The sequence below is a fragment of the Leyella stercorea genome, from assembly GCF_021531355.1.
Classification (GTDB): Bacteria; Bacteroidota; Bacteroidia; order Bacteroidales; family Bacteroidaceae; genus Prevotella.
Genome location: NZ_JADYTS010000005.1, coordinates 66,218 through 88,622, shown reverse-complemented (window position 1 = coordinate 88,622; position 22,405 = coordinate 66,218). Strand labels below are relative to the sequence as shown.

Below are 22,405 nucleotides of genomic sequence, written 5' to 3'. Positions count from 1 at the left end.
GCTTTTATATTTAATTACTTCAGAAGCTTCAGCTCGAGGTCGTTGTCAGCATACTGCTTGAGCGACGGATCCTTCTGGAGAGCCTCCTTGAGGTAAGAAGCTGCAGCGAACTTGTTGCCACGACGAGCTGCAACGATAGCGTGCAGATAGTCGGTCATTGCGTTGTGGTTCTCTACCTTGTCAAGAGTCTTGGCAGCGGCATCATAGTTCTTGTTGAGGAGCTGTGCCAGAGCAGCAGTGTTGCTCAATGTGTTGCCGAAGTCGCGCTCAGCCTGAGCGTAGTTGCCCTTAGCGATGTTCAGAGCACCGATAGCAGCCTTTACGTTCTCAGAGTTAGCACCCTTAGAGATGGCGCGCTCAGCATCCTGTACGTTGCCGTTGATGAGCGATACGAGGCCGAGGTTAGCCTGTGCCTCAGGAGTCTCGCTACCGAGCTGTGCAGCCTTGGCAGCATATTTCTGAGCAGCCTCCTTGTCACCCTTGGCAAGAGCAAGAGCAGCGAGGTTGTTGAATGCACGGTAGTCGTTAGGATGAACCTCAGCGGTCTTCTTGTAGATTTCCTCCTGCTTAGCCGGAGTCTCGTTGAGAGTAGCAGAGTAGAGCAACTCGTCAACGCTCAGCTGAGTAGCGTCGTTCTTGTACTGATCCTTGATCTGCTCGTCTGAACGGCCGATTGTCTCGTAGTTGATGATGAGACGTGAACGGCGGAGCTCAGGAAGGATACCGTCAGCAAGCTCCTTGAAACCAGCTGACATATTGCGGATCTGCTGCTCGCGCTCCTGCGGATCCTTGTACATTGAGAGCACGCGAAGGATGAGGTCCTTGTCCTGGAGGTTGCTGGCAGCAACGAGCTCCTGGAAGCCTTCCCAGTCCTGAGCTGTGTAGTGAGCGTCGAGATCGGCGTTAACCTTGGTCTTCTTCAGAGTGTTCTTAACGTACTTCTCTGACTGGTTCTTACGCTGGCCAGCCAACTTGTCGTTGAACTTAACACCACCCTCAGGTGAAGCGTAAGCCTGGATTTCTACGTTCTGGATGTTCAAGCCCTCACGATCGGCGTTGATCTTCTTAAGCATCTCGATGAACTCCTTGACAGAGTTGTTCTTGAGCTCGCTCTTGCGGATGTTGGCCTGGTTGATGAGGAACTTGATGTTAGCCTCCTGCTTCTTCTCGTTAATGCGCTGGAAAGCATCCGGAGCGATAACACCGTTCTCAGAAGCCAGTGTGCGGCGATAGAGCTCAGATGTAGCTACAATGCCGTCGGCTACCTTAACAGCAGGAACGTTGTATACCTTCTTGCCCTTACGAGCGTCGAATGTAAGGTACATGTCGCTCTTCTGCATCTCAGGAACATAGTCGAAAGATGTCTTCATTGTGTAGCGGCCACCTACCTTGTATGATATAGTCTGGTCGTTGCCCATTACCTTCTCGCCCTGGAATGTGGCGCTCTGGCCCTTGGCTACCTGACCGTTAGCGTAGCGCAACTCGGGAGTTACGGTCACTACGGCCTTCTTCTTCATGTATTTTTCGGGGAATGTGCCGTTAACGGTAGCGGCTACCTTGCCGCCCTGTGATTCAAGCGGGTTTGGTGTAACGTTGAAGTTGTCGGCCGAAAGCGGTCCCATCTTCGAGCATGATGTCATAAACAGCACTGAAGCTGCTGACAGGAGTAGAAAGTTTCTCTTCATGTTTGTAAAAAAATATTGATATTGTTATTATTTGTTGTTGCGAACCACTGTCTTAAGGTGATACAAAGATAATCATCTATTTTTAAAGCAATGGTATACACATCATTAATTTAGGTTTAATTAACCCCACAGAGCTATTTTATTACCTTTATCCAGTCTTCCTTGCGCGGCTTTGCCTCTCTCGGTTCGCGCGACGGATAGCCCAACGATAATGCGCCAATGCCGATACGGTCGGGCGCAATACCCATTTCTTCCATCAGCTGACGACCCTCTTCGGTCTGAAACATCTGATACTCACGGTTTATCCAGCATGTGGCGAGTCCTATGGCATGAGCAGCAAGCATCATATTCTCAAGTACGCACGAGCCGTCCTGGAAGGCGTTGGGATTGTCTTTCGACGCAAACACAAGCAGATAGGTAGGAGCGTCGTAATAGGGATTGCTGTCAACTCCCATTATCTTGGCATTGAGAGCTGCCAAACGCTGCTTCAGAGCTGGATTCTGCACAGCCACAATCTGCGGGTCCTGTGTTCCATGACCAGTTGGAGCATATGTTCCTGCCTCAAGAACGGTGCTGAGGAGCTGGTCGTCTACCTGCTCGTCGCGATAGTGGCGGCATGAGCGGCGTGTCTTGATGATTTGCATGAAATTGTTTTCCATAATTCTATTTTGTTTTTATTTGTCGTAATTGTCGGTGTTGATACTGATTTCGAGTGTACGGTGATTGAGCGTTACGTCGGGGCGGCCTATGTAGCGCTCTATGGCTCCACTGTCTGCCAACTCTTGCGGCGTGCCTTGCTTCAGCGCACCATCGGTGAGAAGCCACAGACGGTCGGCGGTGCGCAGTGCAACCTCAAGATCGTGCGTAGACATAAGTATGGTCTTGCCATGTTCGTGGGCGAGACGGCGCAATAGCAGCATCAGCTCTACCTTGCCGGGAAAGTCGAGAAACGCCGTAGGCTCGTCGAGTATTATATAAGGTGTCTGCTGAGCCAATGTCTTGGCTATCATTGTCTTCTGACACTCGCCATCGCTCAGGCTGCACACCCGTCGTCGGCTCATATGCTCTATGCCTACACTGCGCATTGCCTCGTTGACAATATCATGGTCGGACTGACTTAGCCTGCCCCAGAAACCGGTGTACGGCGCACGTCCCAATGCAACGACTTCGCCTACCGTAATGTTGGAAGCGTCGGGGCGCGACGTGAGAACTACACCCAACGTACGTGCAAACTGCGAGGCTGTGATGTCTTCGGCATCCCGACCGCCCAGCTCTACCCTACCGCCGAGTTTTGGCTGCAACCGAGCCACAGTGCGCAGCAGAGTAGACTTGCCCGAACCGTTGCGCCCTATCAGACAAGTTAGCGTGCCGCCCGGTGCACGTGCCTCCAACTCTTCTGCCACAACATGACGCTTATGGTGCGTGGCGTAGCCTATGCCGAGTCCCTGAATATTAACATATTGAGTATCGGACGACGTAGACGGAGTATTTATTTGCATATTCATACAGATTTATTACCATTTTGACAGCAACGGAATAAATATTTATACATTTTGTTTGAATATACGCATATTTATACGACATTATGTGTATCTTTGCCGTCGGTTTTATGCTGCAAAATTACAAAAGCAACTCCAAAGCACAAAAAATACGCACATCATTTTATATATAAATTAAGATAACATATAATTATTCTAATTATCAGGATATGGCATACAGAAAGATTACTGCTGCCGAAGGGGCAGCTATGATAAACGACGGTGACAACATCGGATTCAGCGGATTTACACCCAACGGCGTACCCAAGGCTGTGATACGCGAGCTGTCGCAGCGTGCCGTGCGCGAGCATGAGGCAGGACGACCGTTCAAGGTGGGCATTATCACCGGTGCATCGTCGTGCCAGAGTCTGGAGGGCGACTTCGCCAACGCTCAGGCCATCAAGTTTCGTGCCCCCTTCTCTACCAACGCCGACTTCCGCCGTCACGCCAACTTGGGCGAAATCGACTACGAGGACATGCACCTCGGACATATGGCAGAACGCCTGCGTCGCGGATTCTACGGCACTATCGACTGGGCCATCATCGAGGTGTCGGCCATAGAAGAAGTGGGCGGACGTATGCGCATATTCCTGACATCAGCCGACGGCATCGTGCCTACCATAGTACGTATTGCAAAACGTGTGATACTGGAACTCAACACTTTCCACGACCCACGCGTGCGCCACCTGCACGACGAGTATGAATGTGCCGAATATCCTAACCGCCAGCCTATTCCACTCGTATCGGTGGGCGGACGCATAGGCAAGGAGTATCTGGAACTCGACCCGCAGAAACTTGTAGGCGTAGTGGAGTGCTGCATTCCGGAGGAGGCACGTTCGTTCAAGGCACTTACACCCGAAACTGAAGCCATTGGCAACCACGTTGTAGACTTCTTCCTGAGCGACATACGCAAGGGACACATTCCACCCACCATGTTCCCAATACAGAGCGGTGTGGGCGTGACGGGCAACGCCGTGATGCAGGCCATAGGCAAGAACGCACAGCTGCCCCGACTGGAAGTGTTCTCAGAGGTGGTGCAGGATGCCATTATCGACATGATGCTTGAGGACAAGATTGCGCACGCCTCGGTGGCTGCACTGACCGTAAGCAACGAGTGTCTGCGCCGTGTCTACGACAATATGGACTATTTCCGCTCTCGCATCACGCTGCGCCCCAGCGAACTGAGCAACTCTGCCGAACTGATTCACCGCTTCGGTGTGATTGCCATGAACACCGCCCTGGAGTGTGACATCTACGGCAACGAGAACTCATCGCACGTGTGCGGTTCGAAACTGATGAACGGCATTGGCGGTTCGTGCGACTACGAGCGCAACGGCTCTATCAGCATCTTCTACACCCCGTCTACTGCCAAGAACGGATGCATCAGCGCCATCGTGCCACAATGCTGCCACATCGACTCGACAGAGCACGACGTGGACATCATCATCACCGAACAGGGCATTGCCGACCTGCGCGGTAAGGGTCCGGCACGTCGTGCCGAAGAGATAATAAACAACTGCGCCCATCCCGACTATCGTCCGCTGCTGCGCGAATATCAGCGCATCGCATCGCAAGGACACGAACCATGCGCACTGCGCGCCGCCTTCGCATTCCACGACACACTGACCAAGAAGGGCGATATGCGACTCACCGATTTCGGCGAGTATATGTAGGGGCTATCGAAATGTAGTCCTTTTAAGGTACTAAAACGAGTCCTTTTGCAAGCCAAAAGGACTCCTTTTTTTTGAGGGAAGGGCAAAGAACACTACATCAGCCTACACAAAGCACCATACCAGCCTACACAAAACACCCCTCCACGGCACCCCAATTCCATAAATATTCAAATATTCTTGGATTCAATTCCACAAATATTCAAAGATTTAAGGAATCAATTCCATAAATCTTCAAAGATATTTGGATTAGGCAAATATTATTTGTATATTTGCACAAACCTCAAAAACATGTAAGCATATGATTACAAGAACCTTAGATACACTGACGCGTGAGCGGATGGGCAAAGGCAAAGCCATAATCGTTTTCGGTGCCAGGCAGGTTGGCAAGACAACGCTGCTGCGACAGATAACCGACAGTAAGGAAACGCTGTGGCTCAACGGCGACGAGCCAGACGTGAGAGCACTGTTCGACAACGCATCGTCTACACGCCTGAAAGCAATAATCGGCCCCAAGCGAACAGTCGTTATCGACGAGGCACAACGCATTCCCGACATAGGCATAGCGCTGAAACTCATAATCGACAACAACCCCGACGTGCAGGTAATAGCCACCGGCAGCTCGTCGTTCGACCTCGCCAACGTGATAAACGAACCGCTCACCGGACGCAAATACGAATTGCAGATGTATCCGCTGTCATTCGCCGAGCTGTCGACACACAACGGACTGCTCGACGAGAAGCGCATGCTGCCACAACGACTCGTCTACGGAAGCTATCCCGACGTAGTGAACCACAGCGGAGAGGAGCGCGAAGTGCTGCAAGAACTTGCCGACAGCTATCTGTATAAGGACATTCTGATGTTCGACAGAGTGAAGAAAAGCGAGAAAATCGTAAAACTATTGCAAGCCATTGCCTTTCAGATAGGCTCGGAAGTGTCGTACAACGAGCTGGCACAACTGTGCGGACTAGACCCCAAGACCGTCGACTCGTACATACAACTGCTTGAGAAGTCGTTCATAATATTCCGACTGCCATCGTTCAGCCGCAACCTGCGCAACGAACTGAAGTTCGCCAAGAAGATATACTTCTGGGACTGTGGCATACGCAACGCAGTAATCGGAAACTTCCAGCAAGCCGAAACTCGACTTGACATAGGCGCATTGTTCGAAAACTACGTTATAGCCGAGCGGATGAAGCAGCAGTCATACGCACGCAGCTTTGTCAAAAGCTACTTCTGGCGTACCTCAGCCAAGCAGGAAGTGGACTACGTAGAAGAGGACAACGGACAGCTGACAGCCTACGAGTTCAAGTGGAACCCACGCAAGAAGGTTTCGGTGCCGCCATCATTCGCACGCAGCTATCCCGACGCCAGATTCACGACAATAACCCGCGACAACTATTATGAAATTCTTTTATAAAAAATAAATAATGTTTAGCAGCGGAAAAACTTTTGTCAAATCGTCATTTTTCAGTACTTTTGCACCGTCGTAACACCGATGTAACATTACAAAGCGTCACGCAAAACGGCTGCGATACCATAACAGACATAAACATCAACCAAAGAAACAACATACAAATGAAAGATATTTGTTGCGTAGGCCACATAACAAAAGACAAGATTATCACACCGCGACAGACCGTATACATGGCAGGCGGCACTTCGTTCTATTTCTCGTACGCACTTAACCATCTGCCTAAGGACGTGTCGTTCCAGCTCGTGACGAAGTTGGGCGAGACCGAGATGCAGTCGGCTGAAGACATGCGCACAGCAGGCATCGACGTGCTGACATTCCCCAGCCGCCACACGGTATACTTCGAAAACAAATATGGCGAGGACATGAACGACCGCACACAGCGCGTGCTCGAACGTGCCGACCCATTCACCATCGACGAGATGAGCAATGTGGAGGCACGCGTGTTCCACCTCGGTTCACTACTGAGCGACGACTTCTCGCCCGAAGTGGTGGAATATCTGTCTACCAAGGGCCGCATATCTATCGACGCACAAGGCTATCTGCGTGAGGTGCGTGGCGAGAAAGTATTCGCCATCGACTGGGCCGACAAGCGCAACATACTCGCTCACACCGACATAATAAAGGTGAACGAACACGAAATGGAGGTAATAACCGGACTCACCGACCCACGCCAAGCCGCCATGCAGCTGGCAGAATGGGGCGTGAAAGAGGTGTGCGTGACATTGGGCAGCGAGGGCAGCATTATTCTCGCCGAAGGCAAGTTCTACGACATTCCAGCATACAAGCCCAAAGAGATTGTCGACGCTACTGGATGTGGCGACACCTACTCGGCTGGATATCTGTGGTGTAGAGCACAAGGCATGGGCTACGAAGAGTCGGGATGCTTCGCTGCTGCGATGTGCACACTGAAACTTGAGCACACCGGACCGTTCGACCGCACTATTGACGACGTTAAACGTGTAATGAAGTGAAAAAAAGCGAATTCTTTTCACAATCCGAAAAAAGTAAGTAAATTTGCACGTTCACATACTATGCAAAATGCATAAGAACGGAGGATGCTCCTATAGTTCAATGGATAGAACGGAGGTTTCCTAAACCTTTGATCCGGGTTCGATTCCCGGTGGGAGTACCTAATTGCAAAGCCCAAACAATCTTGTGAGATACTTAAAATCCAATAAATACCCATTTTTTTGAACAAATCCAATGCACACAATGAAAAAATTGATGTCAGTTGTCATGCTGCTTTTTGTGGCAATCCTGTGCAATGCACAGATGGCAAATCCAGTGAAGTTCACAGTACAACTAAAAACTAACGGCACGGCCGAGGCTGAAATCGTGTTCTCCGGTAAAATCGAAAGCGGATGGCACGTGTACTCAACAAACCTTGGCGGTGATGGTCCTACAGAGGCTGCTGTACACTTCGACAAGAAGGACGGTATTGAACTGGTAGGCAAATTGACTCCTCGCGGACACGAGATTTCGAAGATGGACGACATGTTCGGAATGGTGCTGCGCTACTTTGAGAATTCCGCTCAGTTTGTACAGAAGATCAAGTTCACCAAGCCCGAACACGACATCAAGTGCTATCTGGAGTATGGAGCCTGCAACGACGAATCGTGCATGCCTCCTTCTACAGCCGAATTCGCTCATAAGGGAAAGTCGCCCGCCGTTGACGCTGCCGCAGCTAAGGATGCTGCAAAGACTGAGGCTAAAGACGCCAACGTTGCTGACGTAGCCGACCCTACTACAACCGCAGAAGCAGTAACAGACACTGTCGCTACCGACACTGCTGCCGTTGCTGCTGTTGCCAATATGGACAAGTCGGAGCTTCAGAAGCTTTGGACTCCGGTGGTAAAGCAGCTCGAGAAGTTTGACAAGCCAATAAACAACTCATTGCTCTATATCTTCTTCGCCGGACTGCTCGGCGGTCTGCTCGCACTCTTCACTCCGTGCGTATGGCCAATCATCCCTATGACCGTGAGCTTCTTCCTCAAGCGCAACAAGGAGCGCCGCAAGGCAATCCGTGAGGCTATCACTTACGGTGTAAGTATCGTGGTTATTTACGTTGCTCTTGGCCTTATCGTTTCGCTGCTGTTTGGCGCAAGCGCTCTCAACGCGCTGTCTACCAACGCTATATTCAACATCTTGTTCTGCCTCTTGCTGGTAGTGTTCGCCGCATCATTCTTCGGAGCGTTCGAGATAACGCTGCCGTCATCATGGAGTAACAAAATCGACCAGAAGTCGGACGAGACAAGCGGCTTCATCAGCATCTTCCTCATGGCGTTCACACTGTCGCTCGTGAGCTTCTCGTGCACCGGTCCTATCATCGGATTCCTCCTTGTAGCCGTTTCTTCATCGGGCGACATCGTAGCTCCGACAATCGGAATGCTTGGCTTTGCTGTAGCTCTGGCTGTACCGTTCGCGCTGTTCGCAATGTTCCCGACACTGCTCAAGTCGGCTCCTAAATCAGGTGGCTGGATGAACGTATTGAAGGTTGTGCTCGGCTTCATTGAGCTGGCGTTCGCCTTGAAGTTCCTCTCGGTAGCCGACTTGGCTTACGGATGGCATATTCTCGACCGTGAGGCATTCCTCGCATTGTGGATCATCATCTTCGGCCTGCTCGGTCTGTACCTGCTCGGCATGTTCAACTTCCCGCACGACGACGAAGGCCGCCGCACAAACGTACCGCAGTTCTTCCTGGCCCTGCTGTCATTGTCGTTTGCCATGTACATGGTTCCCGGCTTGTGGGGTGCCCCACTTAAGGCTGTCAGCGCTTTCGCTCCGCCAATGAACACTCAGGACTTCAACCTCTACAAGAACGAGGTACACCCACGCTTCAAGGACTTTGAAGCAGGTATGGCTGCCGCTCGCCTGGAGGGCAAACCCGTAATGGTAGACTTCACCGGATTCGGATGCGTAAACTGCCGTAAGATGGAGGCAGCTGTATGGACAGATTCGAAGGTAGCCGACATGCTCAACCAGAAATACGTGCTCATCTCGCTCTACGTAGACGACAAGACTCCGTTGCCAGAGCCAATGACAGTGACCGATACCGACGGCACACAGCGCACCCTGCGCACCATCGGCGACAAGTGGAGCTATCTGCAGCGCTACAAGTTCGGTTCGAACACACAGCCTATGTATGTCTTGATCGACAACGAAGGTATGCCGCTCACCGGCAGCCGCTCGTACGATGAGGACATCAACGAATACATGAAGTTCTTGCAGACTGGATTGGATAATTACAATAACAAGAAATAATAAATAGAAGCCCTTCCCCCAACCCCTCACCAATAGGGACTGAGGGTAGGGCTTTAAATCTATACTACTATGCTCGAAAAACAAATACGCGAACAGATAATATCGCTCATTAACCGCGAAGTGGTGCCGGCTGTAGGCTGCACCGAGCCGATGTGTGTATCATTGTGTGTGGCTAAGGCCACCGAAACATTGGGCTGCCGCCCCGAAAAGATTACAGCGCTGCTGTCGGCCAACATCCTCAAGAACGCTATGGGCGTGGGAATACCGGGAACTGGTATGATTGGATTGCCTATAGCTATTGCATTGGGAGCGCTTGTGGGCAAGTCGGAATATCAGCTTGAGGTAATCAAGGATTTGACACGCGAAACTCTCGAAGAGGGCAAGCAATACGTCAGCGAAGACCATATCGACATAAAACTGAAGCAGGGCATCACCGAGAAACTCTATGTGGAGATACGCTGCGAGGCGCAGGGACATGAGGCAACAGCCATCATCGCACATTCACATACTAATATAGTATATGTAGAACGCGACGGAAACGCCATTCTTGACCGCCGCACTCCGCAGGCTGGAGCAGCCGAGCAGAAGGACATACAGCTGAACATGCGTATGGTATACGACTTCGCCATGACTACTCCAGAGGAGGAAATCAGCTTCATTCTGAAGACACGCGACTACAACATACGCGCTGCCGAGGTATCGAAGAAGGCAAACTACGGCCACTGTCTAGGCAAGACAATCGACCGCCCATTGAGCCACGGCATTTTCGGCAACTCTATCTTCTCGCACATCATATCGAAGACAGCATCGGCTTGCGACGCTCGTATGGGCGGTGCAATGATTCCGGTGATGAGCAATTCGGGTTCGGGCAACCAGGGCATATGCGCTACCAACCCTGTAGCTGTATATGCCGTTGAGAACGAAAACACTGAGGAGGAGCTGATACGCGCACTCACACTGAGCCACCTCACTGCTATCTATATCAAGCAGAACCTCGGCAAGCTGTCGGCTCTGTGCGGCTGTGTAGTGGCAAGTATCGGCTCAAGCTGCGGCATCACATACCTCATGGGTGGCGACTACACCCGCATCTGCCACTCGGTGAAGAACATGATTGCCAATATCACGGGCATGATTTGCGACGGTGCTAAGCCAAGCTGCTCACTGAAGATTTCGTCGGGTGTGTCTACAGCTCTGCTGTCGGCTCTGCTTTCAATGGAAGGCAAGTGCGTAAGCTCGGTTGAGGGCATCATCGATGACGACGTAGACCGCTCAATACGCAACCTTACAAGCATCGGTGCCGAGGCTATGAACCAGACAGACGCCATGGTTCTCGACATCATGACTCATAAGAGTTGCTAAGAAAGAACAACGGAAAAATAAGAATGAACTGGCAACAACTCATATCCAACAAACGTCTGGGGCAGGAAATAAGGCATCCTGAACGCCATGACGACCGGTCGGAGTTCAAACGCGACTACGACCGCCTCATCTTCTCGGCCCCATTCAGACGCATGCAGAACAAGACGCAGGTGTTCCCGCTCCCGGGCAGCATCTTCGTACACAACCGCCTCACGCACTCGCTGGAGGTGGCAAGTGTGGGCATGTCGCTGGGCAACGACGTGGCACGTGAGTTGAAGCTAAGACATCCCGAACTGACGGGAACTCTGTTTGAAGAAATAGGCACTATCGTGAGCACAGCTTGTCTGGCTCACGATATGGGCAACCCTCCATTCGGACACTCTGGCGAGAAGGCTATCCAGGCTTTCTTCCGTGAAGGCAAGGGAATGGAGTTACAGCATAAGGTGCGCCCGGAATTCTGGGACAACCTCATACACTTCGAAGGCAACGCCAACGCCTTCCGACTGCTGGCACACCGCTTTCACGGACGACGTGAGGGCGGATTTGTAATGACATACTCTACACTGGCATCTATAGTGAAGTATCCATACTCCAGTCTTGCTGCTGGCAAGAAGGGAAAATTCGGATTCTTCTGCTTTGAGGAGCATTATTATCGCCGCATAGCCGACGAACTGGGCATACGCCGACTTTCGACCGACGACGAACCGCTACGCTATGCACGCCACCCACTGGTGTACCTCGTAGAGGCTGCCGACGACATCTGCTATGAGATAATGGACATCGAGGATGCGCACAAACTGCGAATCCTGTCGTTTGACGAGACCATGCAACTGCTGCTGGGATTCTTTGACAATTGCCAAAGAGAGAAAATACTGAAACGCATTGACGAAGAGGGCATCACCGACAACAACGAGAAGGTGGTATATCTGCGTGCATGTGCAATAGGCAAACTTGAATGCGAGTGTGCACGCGCATTCGTTGAACACGAGAGCGAGATACTCAACGGAACGCTCAAAGGCTGCCTTATCGACCATATAACGCCCTTAGTGAGCGATGCCTACCGCCATTGCTCCGAACTCAGCGTACAACGCATATACAACTCCAAGCCCGTTCTGGACGTGGAACTGTCGGGTTATAAGATTATGGAGACGCTTATGGACGCCCTGATTGAGGCTGCCGTAAGCCCGGAAAAGTTTCATTCGGAACAGCTGCGCAAGCGATTCAGCAACCAGTATGACATCAACAGCCCCGACTTCGAGACCCGTGTCATGGCTGTCATAGACTTCATTTCGGGCATGACCGATGTGTTTGCGCTCGATATATACCAAAAAATACAAGGCATATCGCTGCCTATTGTATAATAAAAAAATTGAGAGTTGAGAGTTAGAGAATTGAGAGTTAGAGAATTGAGAGTTAGAGAATTGAGAGTTAGAGAATTGAGAGTTGAGAATTGAGAGTTGAGAGTTATGATTACCTTTTATAATCATACAAATTTATGATATCTGTTATTGACAAAAACATATCATAACTCTCAACTCTCAATTCTCAACTCTCAACTCTCAACTTCCTACCTCTCAACTCTCAATTTAAAATCCACCTTACTTTTCGCGGTAGATTATATTGTTGGCTCCGCTTGTTATTTCAAGAGCCTCGGGGTGCTCTTTGATATACGAGTCGATATGACGGACGCGCTTGTTCTCGAGAATTTCATCAACGGCAATGAGAATACCTGTCTCCTCCACGTCGCCGAAGCCGTAGTTGATGGCTGTGCCGAAGAGTTTCATAGTAGGCGACAGCGACATATAGGCGTTGACAAGTGGGGGAATATTGTAGCCAAGTGCACGAATCTCACGATTGAGAATGAGATAGTCCTTCTTGAAATCGTCCTCGCAGAAGAGCTTTGCAAGTTCTTCCTCAGGAGTCTCAATCTTCAATGGCTTGAGAGGAATGATGAGATTGTCCTTGTCGTCAAAATGCTTCTTGAGGAAATAGAGTATCATGTCGCGTCCACGACGGATGTACGACGGATACATTGTCATTTTGCCGAAGAAGTACTTCACATTGGGCTTGATAACTGTAAGAGCGCCCAATCCATCCCAAAGATTGTCGAGGGCGAACAGACTCTTGGCTCCACGACGTGTGCTCTGATACTCAAGAGTGACGAACGAGCGTCCGAGCTCTACCGTGTACGGCATATAGTCCTTGAGAAACTTGTCAGAGAAGTGGAACATATGACTTGTAGCGAGCAGCGGCTGACCGTCGGGACCAATTTCCCAATCAGAACCGAGCAGATAGCGGTAGCCACCGATTATCTCCTCAGCTTCGGGATTCCACACGATGAGCTGCTTATAGCAGTTGTCGCACGTATCAAACTCGTCGATATCCAACGGCTTGCCGGTACCACCTCCCGCCTCGCGGAACGCTATCTCACGCAAACGACCTATCTCACGCATAACGTTAGGGGCGTTGTGCGCTGTTACGACATATATCTCGTTGTGGCTCTTGTTAGTCATACGAAGCTGACGCTCAGGAGTGAGTTCGCTCTTGAGCAGTTCCTTGCTTACTGGTGCTATTATTGGCTCTTCCTTCATTGTCTTATCTACGAAAATATCTTATAGACCGTATAGGTCGTATTTATCCTTTTTACTTTTTTATTCTTTTACTTTTTACCTTTTCCCGGCAGTTCGTATACTATATCCTCAACATAGCGTGCCCATTCGGCTGGCTTGCGCGAGCGATCGAAAGTCTGCCATGGTATAGGCTTTCCAATGTGTATGGTGAAATGCTTGCCAACATTGCGGTACATCTCGTCGACCAGGAATATCATGGCGAGATTGAACGGCAGGAAGCGGTCGCTGAAGTTGGCTATGCGATAGAAACGATTGGAGTTCTGTCCGCTGAAATGTATTGGAACAATGTCGCGCTGGCACTCCACGCTCTTCACTATGAATGTCTTCTTCCAATCGATATCGTGTATCGTTCCGTCCTTCTGTCGGCGGCTGTTAAGTCCGGCAGGGAACATAAGCATATGGCTGTCGCTCTTGAATCCAGCTTCCACCATGCGCGGGAAGTCGCGTCCGTTGCGCCCTGTCTTGTTGATGCCTATACATACTGGAGCCAGTCCAGGCAGATTCATGAGCAAGTCGTTGACAAGATAGCGGAACCGCCCGTCGTAGTGGCGTCCTATAATGGAGCCGAGCGCTACGCCATCCTGTCCTCCGAGAGGATGATTTGACACGAACGTATACAGCCTACCGTCATCTTTCGGCGGTAGGTTCTCCTTGCCAACTATCTCAATGTCCATCTTGAGATAGCGAACGCATTCCTCAAGCCACTCCACGCCCTGCATGTCGCGGGTCTTCCAAATGAATGCGTTGACCTGATCCTGGTGAATAATACGTTTCAGCCAGTTGGTAAGCAGCGACGGAACAAAGCGTGCTTTGCTGCCCATCTTGCTGCTGAGAATTCTGTCAATGTCGATTGTATGTTCCGAAATCTCGTTCATTTTGTCATAAAATACTAATCAGCTGCAAAAATAACATATCTTTTTCAGATACGCTCATTTTAATATAAGAAATGTGGTCATTTAATAAAAATGACACCCAAATGTAGATTCATTCGGGGATTTTTGTGTAACTTTACACCCCAAATACGCATATGATAATGTACACAGATACTTCCAAAGATATACAACCCATAACAACTGCGCAGGGCTACCACGTACCTGTTCTGCTCGACGAGAGTGTGAGCGGGCTCGACATCAAGCCCGGTGGCATATACGTAGACGTGACATTCGGCGGCGGCGGACACTCGCGCGAGATACTGCGCCGGCTGCCCGAAGGCGCTCATCTGTACAGCTTCGACCAGGATGCCGATGCCGAACGCAACATCGGAGCCCCCGACAAAAAGTTCACCTTTGTGCGCAGCAACTTCCGCTATCTGAAAAACTGGATGCGCTACTACGGCGTCGACCACATCGACGGACTGCTGGCCGACCTCGGGGTGTCGTCGCACCACTTCGACGATGCCGAACGCGGATTCTCATTCAGATTTGACGCTCCGCTCGACATGCGCATGAACAAGCGCGCCGGACAGACGGCTGCCGACATACTCAACAATTACGACGAGGCACGGCTTGCCGATATATTCTACATATACGGCGAAATGAAGAACTCGCGACGTATTGCCGCAGCTGTAGCCAAAGCCCGACAAACAGCACCCATCAACACCACAAGCGTTTTTCTGGCCGTAGTGGAACCGATGTTCAAACGCGAACGCGAGAAGAAGGACATGGCACGACTGTTTCAGGCGCTGCGCATAGAGGTGAACCACGAAATGGATGCACTGCGCGAGATGCTGGCTGCTGCCACCCAACTGCTCGCACCGGGCGGACGCCTGTCGGTGATAACCTACCACTCGCTCGAAGACCGCATCGTGAAGAACGTGATGAAGGCGGGCAATCCTGAAGGAAAAGTGGAGCAGGACTTCTTCGGACGCATTAACACACCATACCGCATGGTGGAGAAACTTATAATACCCTCGGAAGAGGAACAACAATCCAACCCTCGCAGCCGCAGCGCCAAACTGCGCGTAGCCGAACGCAAGGGCGAATAGCTACAAAGGACTATGAATAAGGATGACACCAACACTAAAACCAACACAGACAACACTATAGAACAGGACAAGCAGCAAGACGCGCCCATGTCGCTCAGAGCCATCATACGTGAGCAGGCCACTGAGGACGACATGCCGCTGACCAAGAATATCACACTGCGCAAAATCCTCGGCGGCGACATTCTGAGCACCGACATCATACGCAAGCAGATATGGCTGATACTGATCGTAGTGCTGTTTATTGTAGTGTATATATCCAACCGATACAAGTGTCAGCAGGATCTCATTCTCATCGACAACCTCACAGAGCAACTCAAGGATGCCAAGTACAGAGCACTGTCGAGCAGCAGCGACCTTACACAAAAGACACGAGAGAGTAAGGTGCTCGAACAACTGAGAGCCAGCAGCGACAGCACGCTGCACATTGCAACGCAGCCACCATACATAATAAACGTGTCTAATACAGAACAGAAATGAGCAAGTTTGACAGCAAAAAAATGATGCCACGATACAGCTTCATCGCCATATTGCTGAGCTTTTTGGCTGCAATGGTTATGACGAAGATGGTGTATACAATGACTGCAAAGCGCGACTTCTGGATGCAGGTGGCCGACCGTGTGAAGATAGACAGCCTTGAGACGCCGCCAGTGAGAGGCAATATACTCAGTAGCGACGGACAACTCATGGCTTCATCATTGCCACAGTATAAACTGTACCTCGACTTCAGGGCCATGCGCGCAGCAGGCAAGGACACGCTGTTCGTGCAGAAACTCGACTCCATCTGCATGGGACTCAATTACATATTCCCCGAACAGTCGGCCGACGAGTTCCGCCAGCATCTCATGGAAGGTCTGGAGAAGAACAAGGCCCACTGGCCCATATGGAAGCGACGCGTCAACTACAGCACTTACTCGGAGGTGAAGAAACTGCCAGTATTCCGACTCAGAAAGAACAGCAGCGGTTTTCATGTAGAGGAGTTCAACGCACGCAAGCTGGCATACGGATCACTCGCACAGCGCACCATCGGCAAGATGTACGGCGAGATTGACTCGGCACAATGCGGACTCGAACTGCACTTCGACTCGCTGCTGCGAGGCGACAAGGGCATACGCCATCGCCGCAAGATCCTTAACAGATATCTTTATCTGACAGACACCCCGCCTGAAGACGGAGCAGACATAGTGACTACTATCGACGTGTCGATGCAAGACCTCGCAGAGCGATCGGTGCTTAAGGAATTGTACAAGATTGACGGCAATGTGGGCGTAGCCATCGTCATGGAAGTAGCGACGGGCGACGTAAAAGCCATCGTCAACCTGACGAAGTGTGCCGACGGTTCGTATCAGGAAATACAGAACCACGCCGTGAGCGACTTGCTTGAGCCAGGCTCAGTGTTCAAGACTGCATCTATCATGGTAGCACTTGACGACGGCGTAGTAGACACTACATACAACGTGGACACCGGATGCGGTGTATGGCCCATGTATGGCCGCGAGATGAAAGACCACAACTGGCGACGCGGCGGATATGGCATGATGACACTGCCAAAGACATTGTGGGTAAGCTCGAACATTGGCGTGAGCCGTATCATCGACGACCACTATCACAACTGCCCCGAGAAGTACGTTCAGGGCATTCACCGTCTTGGACTGGCCGACGACCTGCATCTGCCATTGGCTGGTTCATCGCCTGCAAGAATACGATTCCCCAAGAAAGACAAGCGTGGCAAACAATATATCAACTGGAGCAAGACCACATTGCCATGGATGAGTATCGGATATGAGACTCAGGTGCCGCCTATATCCACCCTGACGTTCTACAACGCCATTGCCAACGGAGGCAAGATGATGCGCCCGAGGTTTGTCAAGGAAGTGCGCAAGGACGGCGAGACGGTGATGACATTCCCGCCAGTAGTGATGCGCGAGCACATTGCAAAGGAAACAACGATAAAGAAGATAACACGCATACTTGAACAAGTGGTGAGCGTGGGACTCGGCAAGAAAGCCGGCTCGCCTTCATTCCTTGTTGCCGGCAAAACCGGAACGGCTCAGATCTCGAAGGGTGCAGCCGGATACAAGAGCGGACAGATGAACTACCTGCTATCGTTTGCAGGATTCTTCCCCGCCTACGAGCCACGCTACAGTTGCATAGTATGCCTACAGAAGTCGGGACTCCCGGCATCGGGCGGCGGTATGAGTGGCGTTGTGTTCCACGATATTGCAGAAGGCATTATGGCACAAAGCCTGAAACTTGAAGCTTCCGACGCACGCGACTCGCTGTCGGTGATGATGCCCGACGTGAAGAGCGGTAATATCCTGGCAGCCGATTACGTTCTGTCGCACCTCGGATTCAAGACACGCGCCGACTGGGACGGCTCGTATGCTGACGGCAACCCGATATGGGGACACGCCAGCGAGTCGGGCAACACCGTATCATTGCAACGCGAACCGCTCGGCGATAGCACTCTGATGCCCGACGTACACGGTATGGGAGCACGCGACGCTGTATTTCTTATTGAAAGCCGTGGCGTCAAAGTGAAACTGGTGGGACGAGGCCGAGTGGTAGAACAGAGCATCGGCGCTGGTGAGAAGATAAAAAAGAACATGACGTGCATAATAAAGCTGTCATAGTCATACATAACGCGTAAATTCGCATATTAAACAAAAAACAGATATATGAAACTCAAGGAATTGCTCAAGGAAATCCCCGTCGTCGACATCATCGGCAGCGACGAGGTGGAAATAACCGGAGTGAACATTGATTCGCGCCGCATAAAAGAGGGACATATCTTCGTGGCAATGAAAGGCACGCAGGTAGACGGACACAAGTTCATACCGAAAGCTATAGAACTGGGGGCTAAGGCAGTGCTCTGCGAGGACATGCCTGCCGACAAGGCAGAAGGCGTGACATACGTTCAGGTGGCATCGACAGAGGACGCTGTAGGCAAGGTAGCCACCACATTCCACGGCAATCCGTCGACCAAGCTGAAACTCGTCGGCGTGACCGGTACAAACGGAAAGACTACAATCGCCACCTTATTATATAATATGTTCACCAAGATGGGACACAAGTGCGGACTCCTGTCGACCGTGTGCAACTATATCGTGGACGAGGCAGTACCTGCCGACCATACCACCCCCGACCCTATCGCACTCAACGAACTGCTCGACCGTATGGTAAAAGCAGGTTGCGAGTATGCCTTCATGGAGTGCTCGTCGCACGCCATTGCACAGAAGCGCATCGGCGGTCTGACCTTTGCTGGTGGCATATTCACCAACCTCACACGCGACCATCTCGACTATCACAAGACATTCGAGAACTATCGCAATGCCAAGAAGGCATTCTTCGACGGTCTGCCCAAGACTGCATTCGCCATAACAAATGCCGACGACAAGAACGGTATGATAATGGTGCAGAACACCAAAGCCACAGTAAAGACATATTCCATACGTTCGGTGGCCGACTTCAAGGCACGCATCATAGAGTGTCATTTCGAGGGAATGTATCTCGAAATGGACGGTCACGAGGTAGGCGTACAATTTATCGGCAAGTTCAACGTGAGCAACCTGCTCGCAGTATATGGCACTGCCGTAATGCTCGGCAAGAATCCGGAGGATGTGCTCGTAGTGATGAGCACGCTGCACAGCGTAAATGGTCGTCTGGACCCGATACAATCACCCGAAGGCTATACAGCCGTGGTAGACTATGCCCACACACCCGACGCACTGGAGAACGTGCTCAACGCCATCCATGAGGTGCTTGACGGCAAGGGACATGTCATCACCGTATGTGGTGCCGGCGGCAACCGCGACAAGGGCAAACGACCACTCATGGCTCAGGAGGCAGTAAAACAGAGCGACCGCGTTATCATAACCAGCGACAACCCTCGCTTTGAAGAACCGCAGACCATCATCAACGACATGCTGGCAGGTCTCGACAAGCAACAGATGAAAAAGGTTATCAGCATCGTCGACCGCCGCGAGGCTATACGCACAGCCTGCATGATGGCCGAAAAGGGCGACGTCGTTCTCATCGCCGGCAAGGGACACGAAAACTATCAGGACGTGCAGGGTGTGAAACACCACTTTGACGACCATGAGGTAGTAAGAGAGTGCTTTTGAATTGTTGCGGCAACACCGCAATAATTCGAAACTCAAAATTCAAAACTCAAAATTCATAAAATGTTATACTATCTTTTCAGATTTCTCGAACAATATGGCATCAGTGGTGCACATATGTGGGGATACATATCATTCCGCTCACTGCTGGCACTCATCCTGTCGCTTGTAATATCGGCTTGGTTCGGCGAGAAATTCATCAAGTATCTCAAGAGAAAACAAATAACCGAGACTCAGCGCGACGCATCCATCGACCCGTTCGGCGTAAAGAAAATCGGTGTACCGTCGATGGGTGGCATCATCATCATCGTGTCGATACTTGTTCCGGTACTGTTGCTCGGACGTCTGCGCAACATATATCTTATCCTGATGATTGTCACCACCATATGGCTCGGATTCCTTGGTGGCATGGACGACTTCATCAAGATATTCCGCCATAACAAGGAAGGACTGAAAGGCCGCTACAAGATTGTTGGCCAGATAGGCATCGGACTCATCGTAGGACTCGTGCTATGGGCGTCGCCCGACGTGAAGATGAACGAGAACCTGATGTACGAGAAGCAAGGACAGGAAGTGGTAGTAAAACACAGGGCTGAAGCACGCAAGTCGCTCAAGACCACCATACCTTTCGTCAAGGGCCATAATCTCGACTACTCGCGCATCACAAGCGTGTTTGGCGAGCATCGCGTGGCAGCCGGATGGATATTGTTCGTCATTATGACCATCATCGTAGTGACAGCCGTGAGCAACGGTGCCAACCTTAACGACGGCATGGACGGCATGTGTGCCGGAAACTCCGCAATAATAGGTGTGGCACTGGGTATACTGGCATACGTCAGTTCGCACATAGAATACGCCAGCTACCTCAACATAATGTACATACCCGACTCGCAAGAGCTTGTGGTGTTCCTATGTGCATTTGTAGGCGCACTCATCGGATTCCTGTGGTACAACGCCTATCCGGCGCAGGTATTCATGGGCGACACGGGATCGCTCACAATCGGAGGAATCATAGCAGTAACAGCAATCATCATACACAAGGAGCTGATGCTGCCCATACTCTGCGGCATATTCTTCGTAGAGAGCCTCAGCGTGATTCTGCAGGTGTACTACTACAAGCTCGGCAAGCGCCGCGGCGTAAAGCAGCGTATATTCAAGCGCACGCCGATACACGACAACTTCCGCACACAGCAGTCGCAACTCGACCCTGAGTGCCGATATCTCATAACAAAACCCAAGGGAGCCATACACGAGTCGAAGATAACCATCCGATTCTGGATTACAACAATCATACTCGCAGCTCTCACCATCATAACATTAAAAATTAGATAAGTCGATTCAGATGAAAAGAATAGTAATTCTTGGTGCCGGCGAAAGTGGAGCCGGTGCCGCAGTATTGGCCAAGAAGGAAGGTTTCGACGTGTTCGTAAGCGACATGTCGGCCATAAAGGATAAATACAAGAAACTGCTCGACGACCACGCCATCGACTGGGAAGAAAAGCAACATACCGAGGAAAAGATTCTCTCGGCCGACGAGATTATCAAAAGCCCAGGCATACCCAACGAGGCTCCTATGGTGAAGAAAGCCATAGACAAAGGCATACACATCATCAGCGAGATTGAGTTTGCAGGACGATACACCAACTCGAAGATGATATGCATCACCGGTTCAAACGGCAAGACGACAACCACATCGCTCATCTACCACATATTCAAGATGGCTGGCTACGATGCCGGACTGGCTGGCAACATAGGACGCTCACTGGCACTGCAAGTGGCTGAGGAACCGCACGAGTACTACATAATCGAGCTCAGTTCGTTCCAGCTCGACAACATGTACGACTTCCATGCCAACATCGCCATTCTGCTCAACATCACGCCCGACCATCTCGACCGCTACGACTTCTGCATGCAGAACTATGTCGACGCCAAGATGCGCATCATTCAGAACCAGACATCCGACGACTCGTTCATCTACTGGAACGACGACCCTGTCATCAAGCGCGAACTCGAGAAGTACGACATCAAGGCCATACAGTATCCCTTCTCTGAGCTCAAGGAGAAAGGCTCTATAGGATATATCGAGGACGGCACATACACCATCGAGAAGCCAACTCCGTTCAACATGGAACAGGAGGAGCTCTCGCTCACAGGCAAGCACAACGTCTACAACTCACTTGCGGCAGGAATTGCCAGCAACATCAGCGGTATCAAGAAGGACATTATACGTCAGAGCCTCGGCGACTTCCCTGGCGTTGAACACCGCCTGGAGAAAGTGTGCAAGGTGGGAGGCGTGCAGTATGTCAACGACTCGAAGGCCACCAACGTCGACGCATGCTGGTATGCGCTCGAAAGCATGAAGACCCCTACCGTGCTCATCATCGGTGGCAAGGACAAGGGCAACGACTACAACGAGATAAAGGAACTCGTACAGAAGAAGTGTCGCGCACTCGTATTCCTCGGTGCCGACAACACCAAGTTGCACAAATTCTTCGGCGAGATGGGCATAACCATACGCGACACTCACTCAATGAAGGACTGTGTCGAAGCTTGCTACGAACTGGCACAACCAGGCGACACCGTACTGCTCAGCCCGTGCTGCGCCAGCTTCGACCTGTTCAAGAACATGGAGGACCGCGGCGAACAGTTCAAGACATTAGTTAGAAGTCTGTAATAACAGCAT

Annotated in this window: 17 protein-coding genes and 1 tRNA gene; 13 read left to right on the top strand and 5 right to left on the bottom strand. The window is 51.1% G+C overall.

The features are described from left to right. Positions 1-14: 14 nt before the first annotated feature. From I6E38_RS03020 to I6E38_RS03010, 3 genes are all read right to left on the bottom strand, one after another. A complete protein-coding gene (locus I6E38_RS03020; protein ID WP_235392608.1) occupies positions 15-1,685 on the bottom strand; it encodes a tetratricopeptide repeat protein in 1,671 nt (556 codons plus the stop codon). 134 nt (positions 1,686-1,819) lie between these two features. Then, entirely contained in the window at positions 1,820-2,344 is a 525-nt protein-coding gene (locus tag I6E38_RS03015; protein WP_235392607.1) for a nitroreductase family protein, read from the bottom strand. A 15-nt stretch (positions 2,345-2,359) separates the two neighbouring features. After that, the gene (locus I6E38_RS03010; protein ID WP_235392606.1) at positions 2,360-3,184 is read right to left on the bottom strand and encodes an ABC transporter ATP-binding protein; all 825 of its coding nucleotides are present in this window, start codon (positions 3,182-3,184) and stop codon (positions 2,360-2,362) included. Between the two features lie 209 nt (positions 3,185-3,393). Here I6E38_RS03010 and I6E38_RS03005 point away from each other — a divergent pair, with 209 nt between their 5' ends. From I6E38_RS03005 to dgt, 7 genes are all read left to right on the top strand, one after another. After that, positions 3,394-4,896: a butyryl-CoA:acetate CoA transferase gene (locus tag I6E38_RS03005; RefSeq protein WP_235392605.1), complete on the top strand. Its 1,503-nt coding sequence runs from the start codon at positions 3,394-3,396 to the stop codon at positions 4,894-4,896. Positions 4,897-5,194: 298 nt separating this feature from the next. Further along, the gene (locus tag I6E38_RS03000; RefSeq protein WP_235392604.1) at positions 5,195-6,313 is read left to right on the top strand and encodes an ATP-binding protein; all 1,119 of its coding nucleotides are present in this window, start codon (positions 5,195-5,197) and stop codon (positions 6,311-6,313) included. 158 nt (positions 6,314-6,471) lie between these two features. Further along, the gene (locus I6E38_RS02995) at positions 6,472-7,341 is read left to right on the top strand and encodes a PfkB family carbohydrate kinase (protein ID WP_235392603.1); all 870 of its coding nucleotides are present in this window, start codon (positions 6,472-6,474) and stop codon (positions 7,339-7,341) included. A gap of 86 nt (positions 7,342-7,427) precedes the next feature. Beyond that, positions 7,428-7,499, top strand: a tRNA-Arg gene (locus I6E38_RS02990). An 83-nt stretch (positions 7,500-7,582) separates the two neighbouring features. Beyond that, on the top strand, positions 7,583-9,631 hold the full coding sequence (locus tag I6E38_RS02985; RefSeq protein WP_235392602.1) for a protein-disulfide reductase DsbD family protein: 2,049 nt from the start codon (positions 7,583-7,585) through the stop codon (positions 9,629-9,631). A 69-nt stretch (positions 9,632-9,700) separates the two neighbouring features. Continuing rightward, a complete protein-coding gene (locus I6E38_RS02980) occupies positions 9,701-10,990 on the top strand; it encodes an L-cysteine desulfidase family protein (RefSeq protein ID WP_235392601.1) in 1,290 nt (429 codons plus the stop codon). 23 nt (positions 10,991-11,013) lie between these two features. Next, positions 11,014-12,351, top strand: a complete 1,338-nt coding sequence (gene dgt, locus I6E38_RS02975) for a dGTP triphosphohydrolase (RefSeq protein ID WP_235392600.1) — start codon at positions 11,014-11,016, stop codon at positions 12,349-12,351. A gap of 237 nt (positions 12,352-12,588) precedes the next feature. Here dgt and glsB read toward each other — a convergent pair whose 3' ends face one another. Together glsB and glsA are read right to left on the bottom strand one after the other, a co-directional pair. Continuing rightward, positions 12,589-13,581, bottom strand: coding sequence for a glycine N(alpha)-acyltransferase GlsB (glsB, locus tag I6E38_RS02970; protein WP_235392599.1), 993 nt, complete (start codon positions 13,579-13,581; stop codon positions 12,589-12,591). 68 nt (positions 13,582-13,649) lie between these two features. After that, positions 13,650-14,495 (bottom strand): lyso-glycine lipid O-acyltransferase GlsA, encoded by an 846-nt coding sequence (gene glsA / locus I6E38_RS02965; RefSeq protein WP_235392598.1) that lies wholly within the window; start codon positions 14,493-14,495, stop codon positions 13,650-13,652. A gap of 158 nt (positions 14,496-14,653) precedes the next feature. On the opposite strand from glsA, the gene rsmH reads away from it, so the two are divergent. Genes rsmH through murD form a run of 6 tightly spaced genes read left to right on the top strand, consistent with a single transcriptional unit; the run spans position 14,654 to position 22,396 of the window. Beyond that, positions 14,654-15,604 carry a 16S rRNA (cytosine(1402)-N(4))-methyltransferase RsmH gene (gene rsmH, locus I6E38_RS02960; RefSeq protein WP_235392597.1) on the top strand — a complete coding sequence of 317 codons (951 nt, stop codon included), beginning with the start codon at positions 14,654-14,656 and terminating at the stop codon, positions 15,602-15,604. Positions 15,605-15,616: 12 nt separating this feature from the next. Further along, positions 15,617-16,081, top strand: coding sequence for an FtsL-like putative cell division protein (locus I6E38_RS02955; RefSeq protein WP_235392596.1), 465 nt, complete (start codon positions 15,617-15,619; stop codon positions 16,079-16,081). Further along, positions 16,078-18,234, top strand: coding sequence for a penicillin-binding protein (locus I6E38_RS02950; RefSeq protein WP_235392595.1), 2,157 nt, complete (start codon positions 16,078-16,080; stop codon positions 18,232-18,234). The genes I6E38_RS02955 and I6E38_RS02950 overlap by 4 nt, the downstream gene beginning before the upstream one ends. A 45-nt stretch (positions 18,235-18,279) precedes the next feature. After that, positions 18,280-19,725: a UDP-N-acetylmuramoyl-L-alanyl-D-glutamate--2,6-diaminopimelate ligase gene (locus I6E38_RS02945; RefSeq protein WP_235392594.1), complete on the top strand. Its 1,446-nt coding sequence runs from the start codon at positions 18,280-18,282 to the stop codon at positions 19,723-19,725. Positions 19,726-19,785: 60 nt separating this feature from the next. After that, positions 19,786-21,054 (top strand): phospho-N-acetylmuramoyl-pentapeptide-transferase, encoded by a 1,269-nt coding sequence (mraY, locus tag I6E38_RS02940; RefSeq protein WP_235392593.1) that lies wholly within the window; start codon positions 19,786-19,788, stop codon positions 21,052-21,054. A gap of 10 nt (positions 21,055-21,064) precedes the next feature. Further along, positions 21,065-22,396: a UDP-N-acetylmuramoyl-L-alanine--D-glutamate ligase gene (murD, locus tag I6E38_RS02935; RefSeq protein ID WP_235392592.1), complete on the top strand. Its 1,332-nt coding sequence runs from the start codon at positions 21,065-21,067 to the stop codon at positions 22,394-22,396. Positions 22,397-22,405 lie beyond the last annotated feature (9 nt).

Excerpts from the sequence above, each read along its gene's own strand:
- I6E38_RS03020 (WP_235392608.1), bottom strand. The coding sequence starts at position 1,685 with ATGAAGAGAAACTTTCTACTCCTGTCAGCAGCTTCAGTGCTGTTTATG.
- I6E38_RS03015 (WP_235392607.1), bottom strand. The coding sequence starts at position 2,344 with ATGGAAAACAATTTCATGCAAATCATCAAGACACGCCGCTCATGCCGC.
- I6E38_RS03010 (WP_235392606.1), bottom strand. The coding sequence starts at position 3,184 with ATGCAAATAAATACTCCGTCTACGTCGTCCGATACTCAATATGTTAAT.
- I6E38_RS03005 (WP_235392605.1), top strand. The coding sequence starts at position 3,394 with ATGGCATACAGAAAGATTACTGCTGCCGAAGGGGCAGCTATGATAAAC.
- I6E38_RS03000 (WP_235392604.1), top strand. The coding sequence starts at position 5,195 with ATGATTACAAGAACCTTAGATACACTGACGCGTGAGCGGATGGGCAAA.
- I6E38_RS02995 (WP_235392603.1), top strand. The coding sequence starts at position 6,472 with ATGAAAGATATTTGTTGCGTAGGCCACATAACAAAAGACAAGATTATC.
- I6E38_RS02985 (WP_235392602.1), top strand. The coding sequence starts at position 7,583 with ATGAAAAAATTGATGTCAGTTGTCATGCTGCTTTTTGTGGCAATCCTG.
- I6E38_RS02980 (WP_235392601.1), top strand. The coding sequence starts at position 9,701 with ATGCTCGAAAAACAAATACGCGAACAGATAATATCGCTCATTAACCGC.
- dgt (WP_235392600.1), top strand. The coding sequence starts at position 11,014 with ATGAACTGGCAACAACTCATATCCAACAAACGTCTGGGGCAGGAAATA.
- glsB (WP_235392599.1), bottom strand. The coding sequence starts at position 13,581 with ATGAAGGAAGAGCCAATAATAGCACCAGTAAGCAAGGAACTGCTCAAG.
- glsA (WP_235392598.1), bottom strand. The coding sequence starts at position 14,495 with ATGAACGAGATTTCGGAACATACAATCGACATTGACAGAATTCTCAGC.
- rsmH (WP_235392597.1), top strand. The coding sequence starts at position 14,654 with ATGTACACAGATACTTCCAAAGATATACAACCCATAACAACTGCGCAG.
- I6E38_RS02955 (WP_235392596.1), top strand. The coding sequence starts at position 15,617 with ATGAATAAGGATGACACCAACACTAAAACCAACACAGACAACACTATA.
- I6E38_RS02950 (WP_235392595.1), top strand. The coding sequence starts at position 16,078 with ATGAGCAAGTTTGACAGCAAAAAAATGATGCCACGATACAGCTTCATC.
- I6E38_RS02945 (WP_235392594.1), top strand. The coding sequence starts at position 18,280 with ATGAAACTCAAGGAATTGCTCAAGGAAATCCCCGTCGTCGACATCATC.
- mraY (WP_235392593.1), top strand. The coding sequence starts at position 19,786 with ATGTTATACTATCTTTTCAGATTTCTCGAACAATATGGCATCAGTGGT.
- murD (WP_235392592.1), top strand. The coding sequence starts at position 21,065 with ATGAAAAGAATAGTAATTCTTGGTGCCGGCGAAAGTGGAGCCGGTGCC.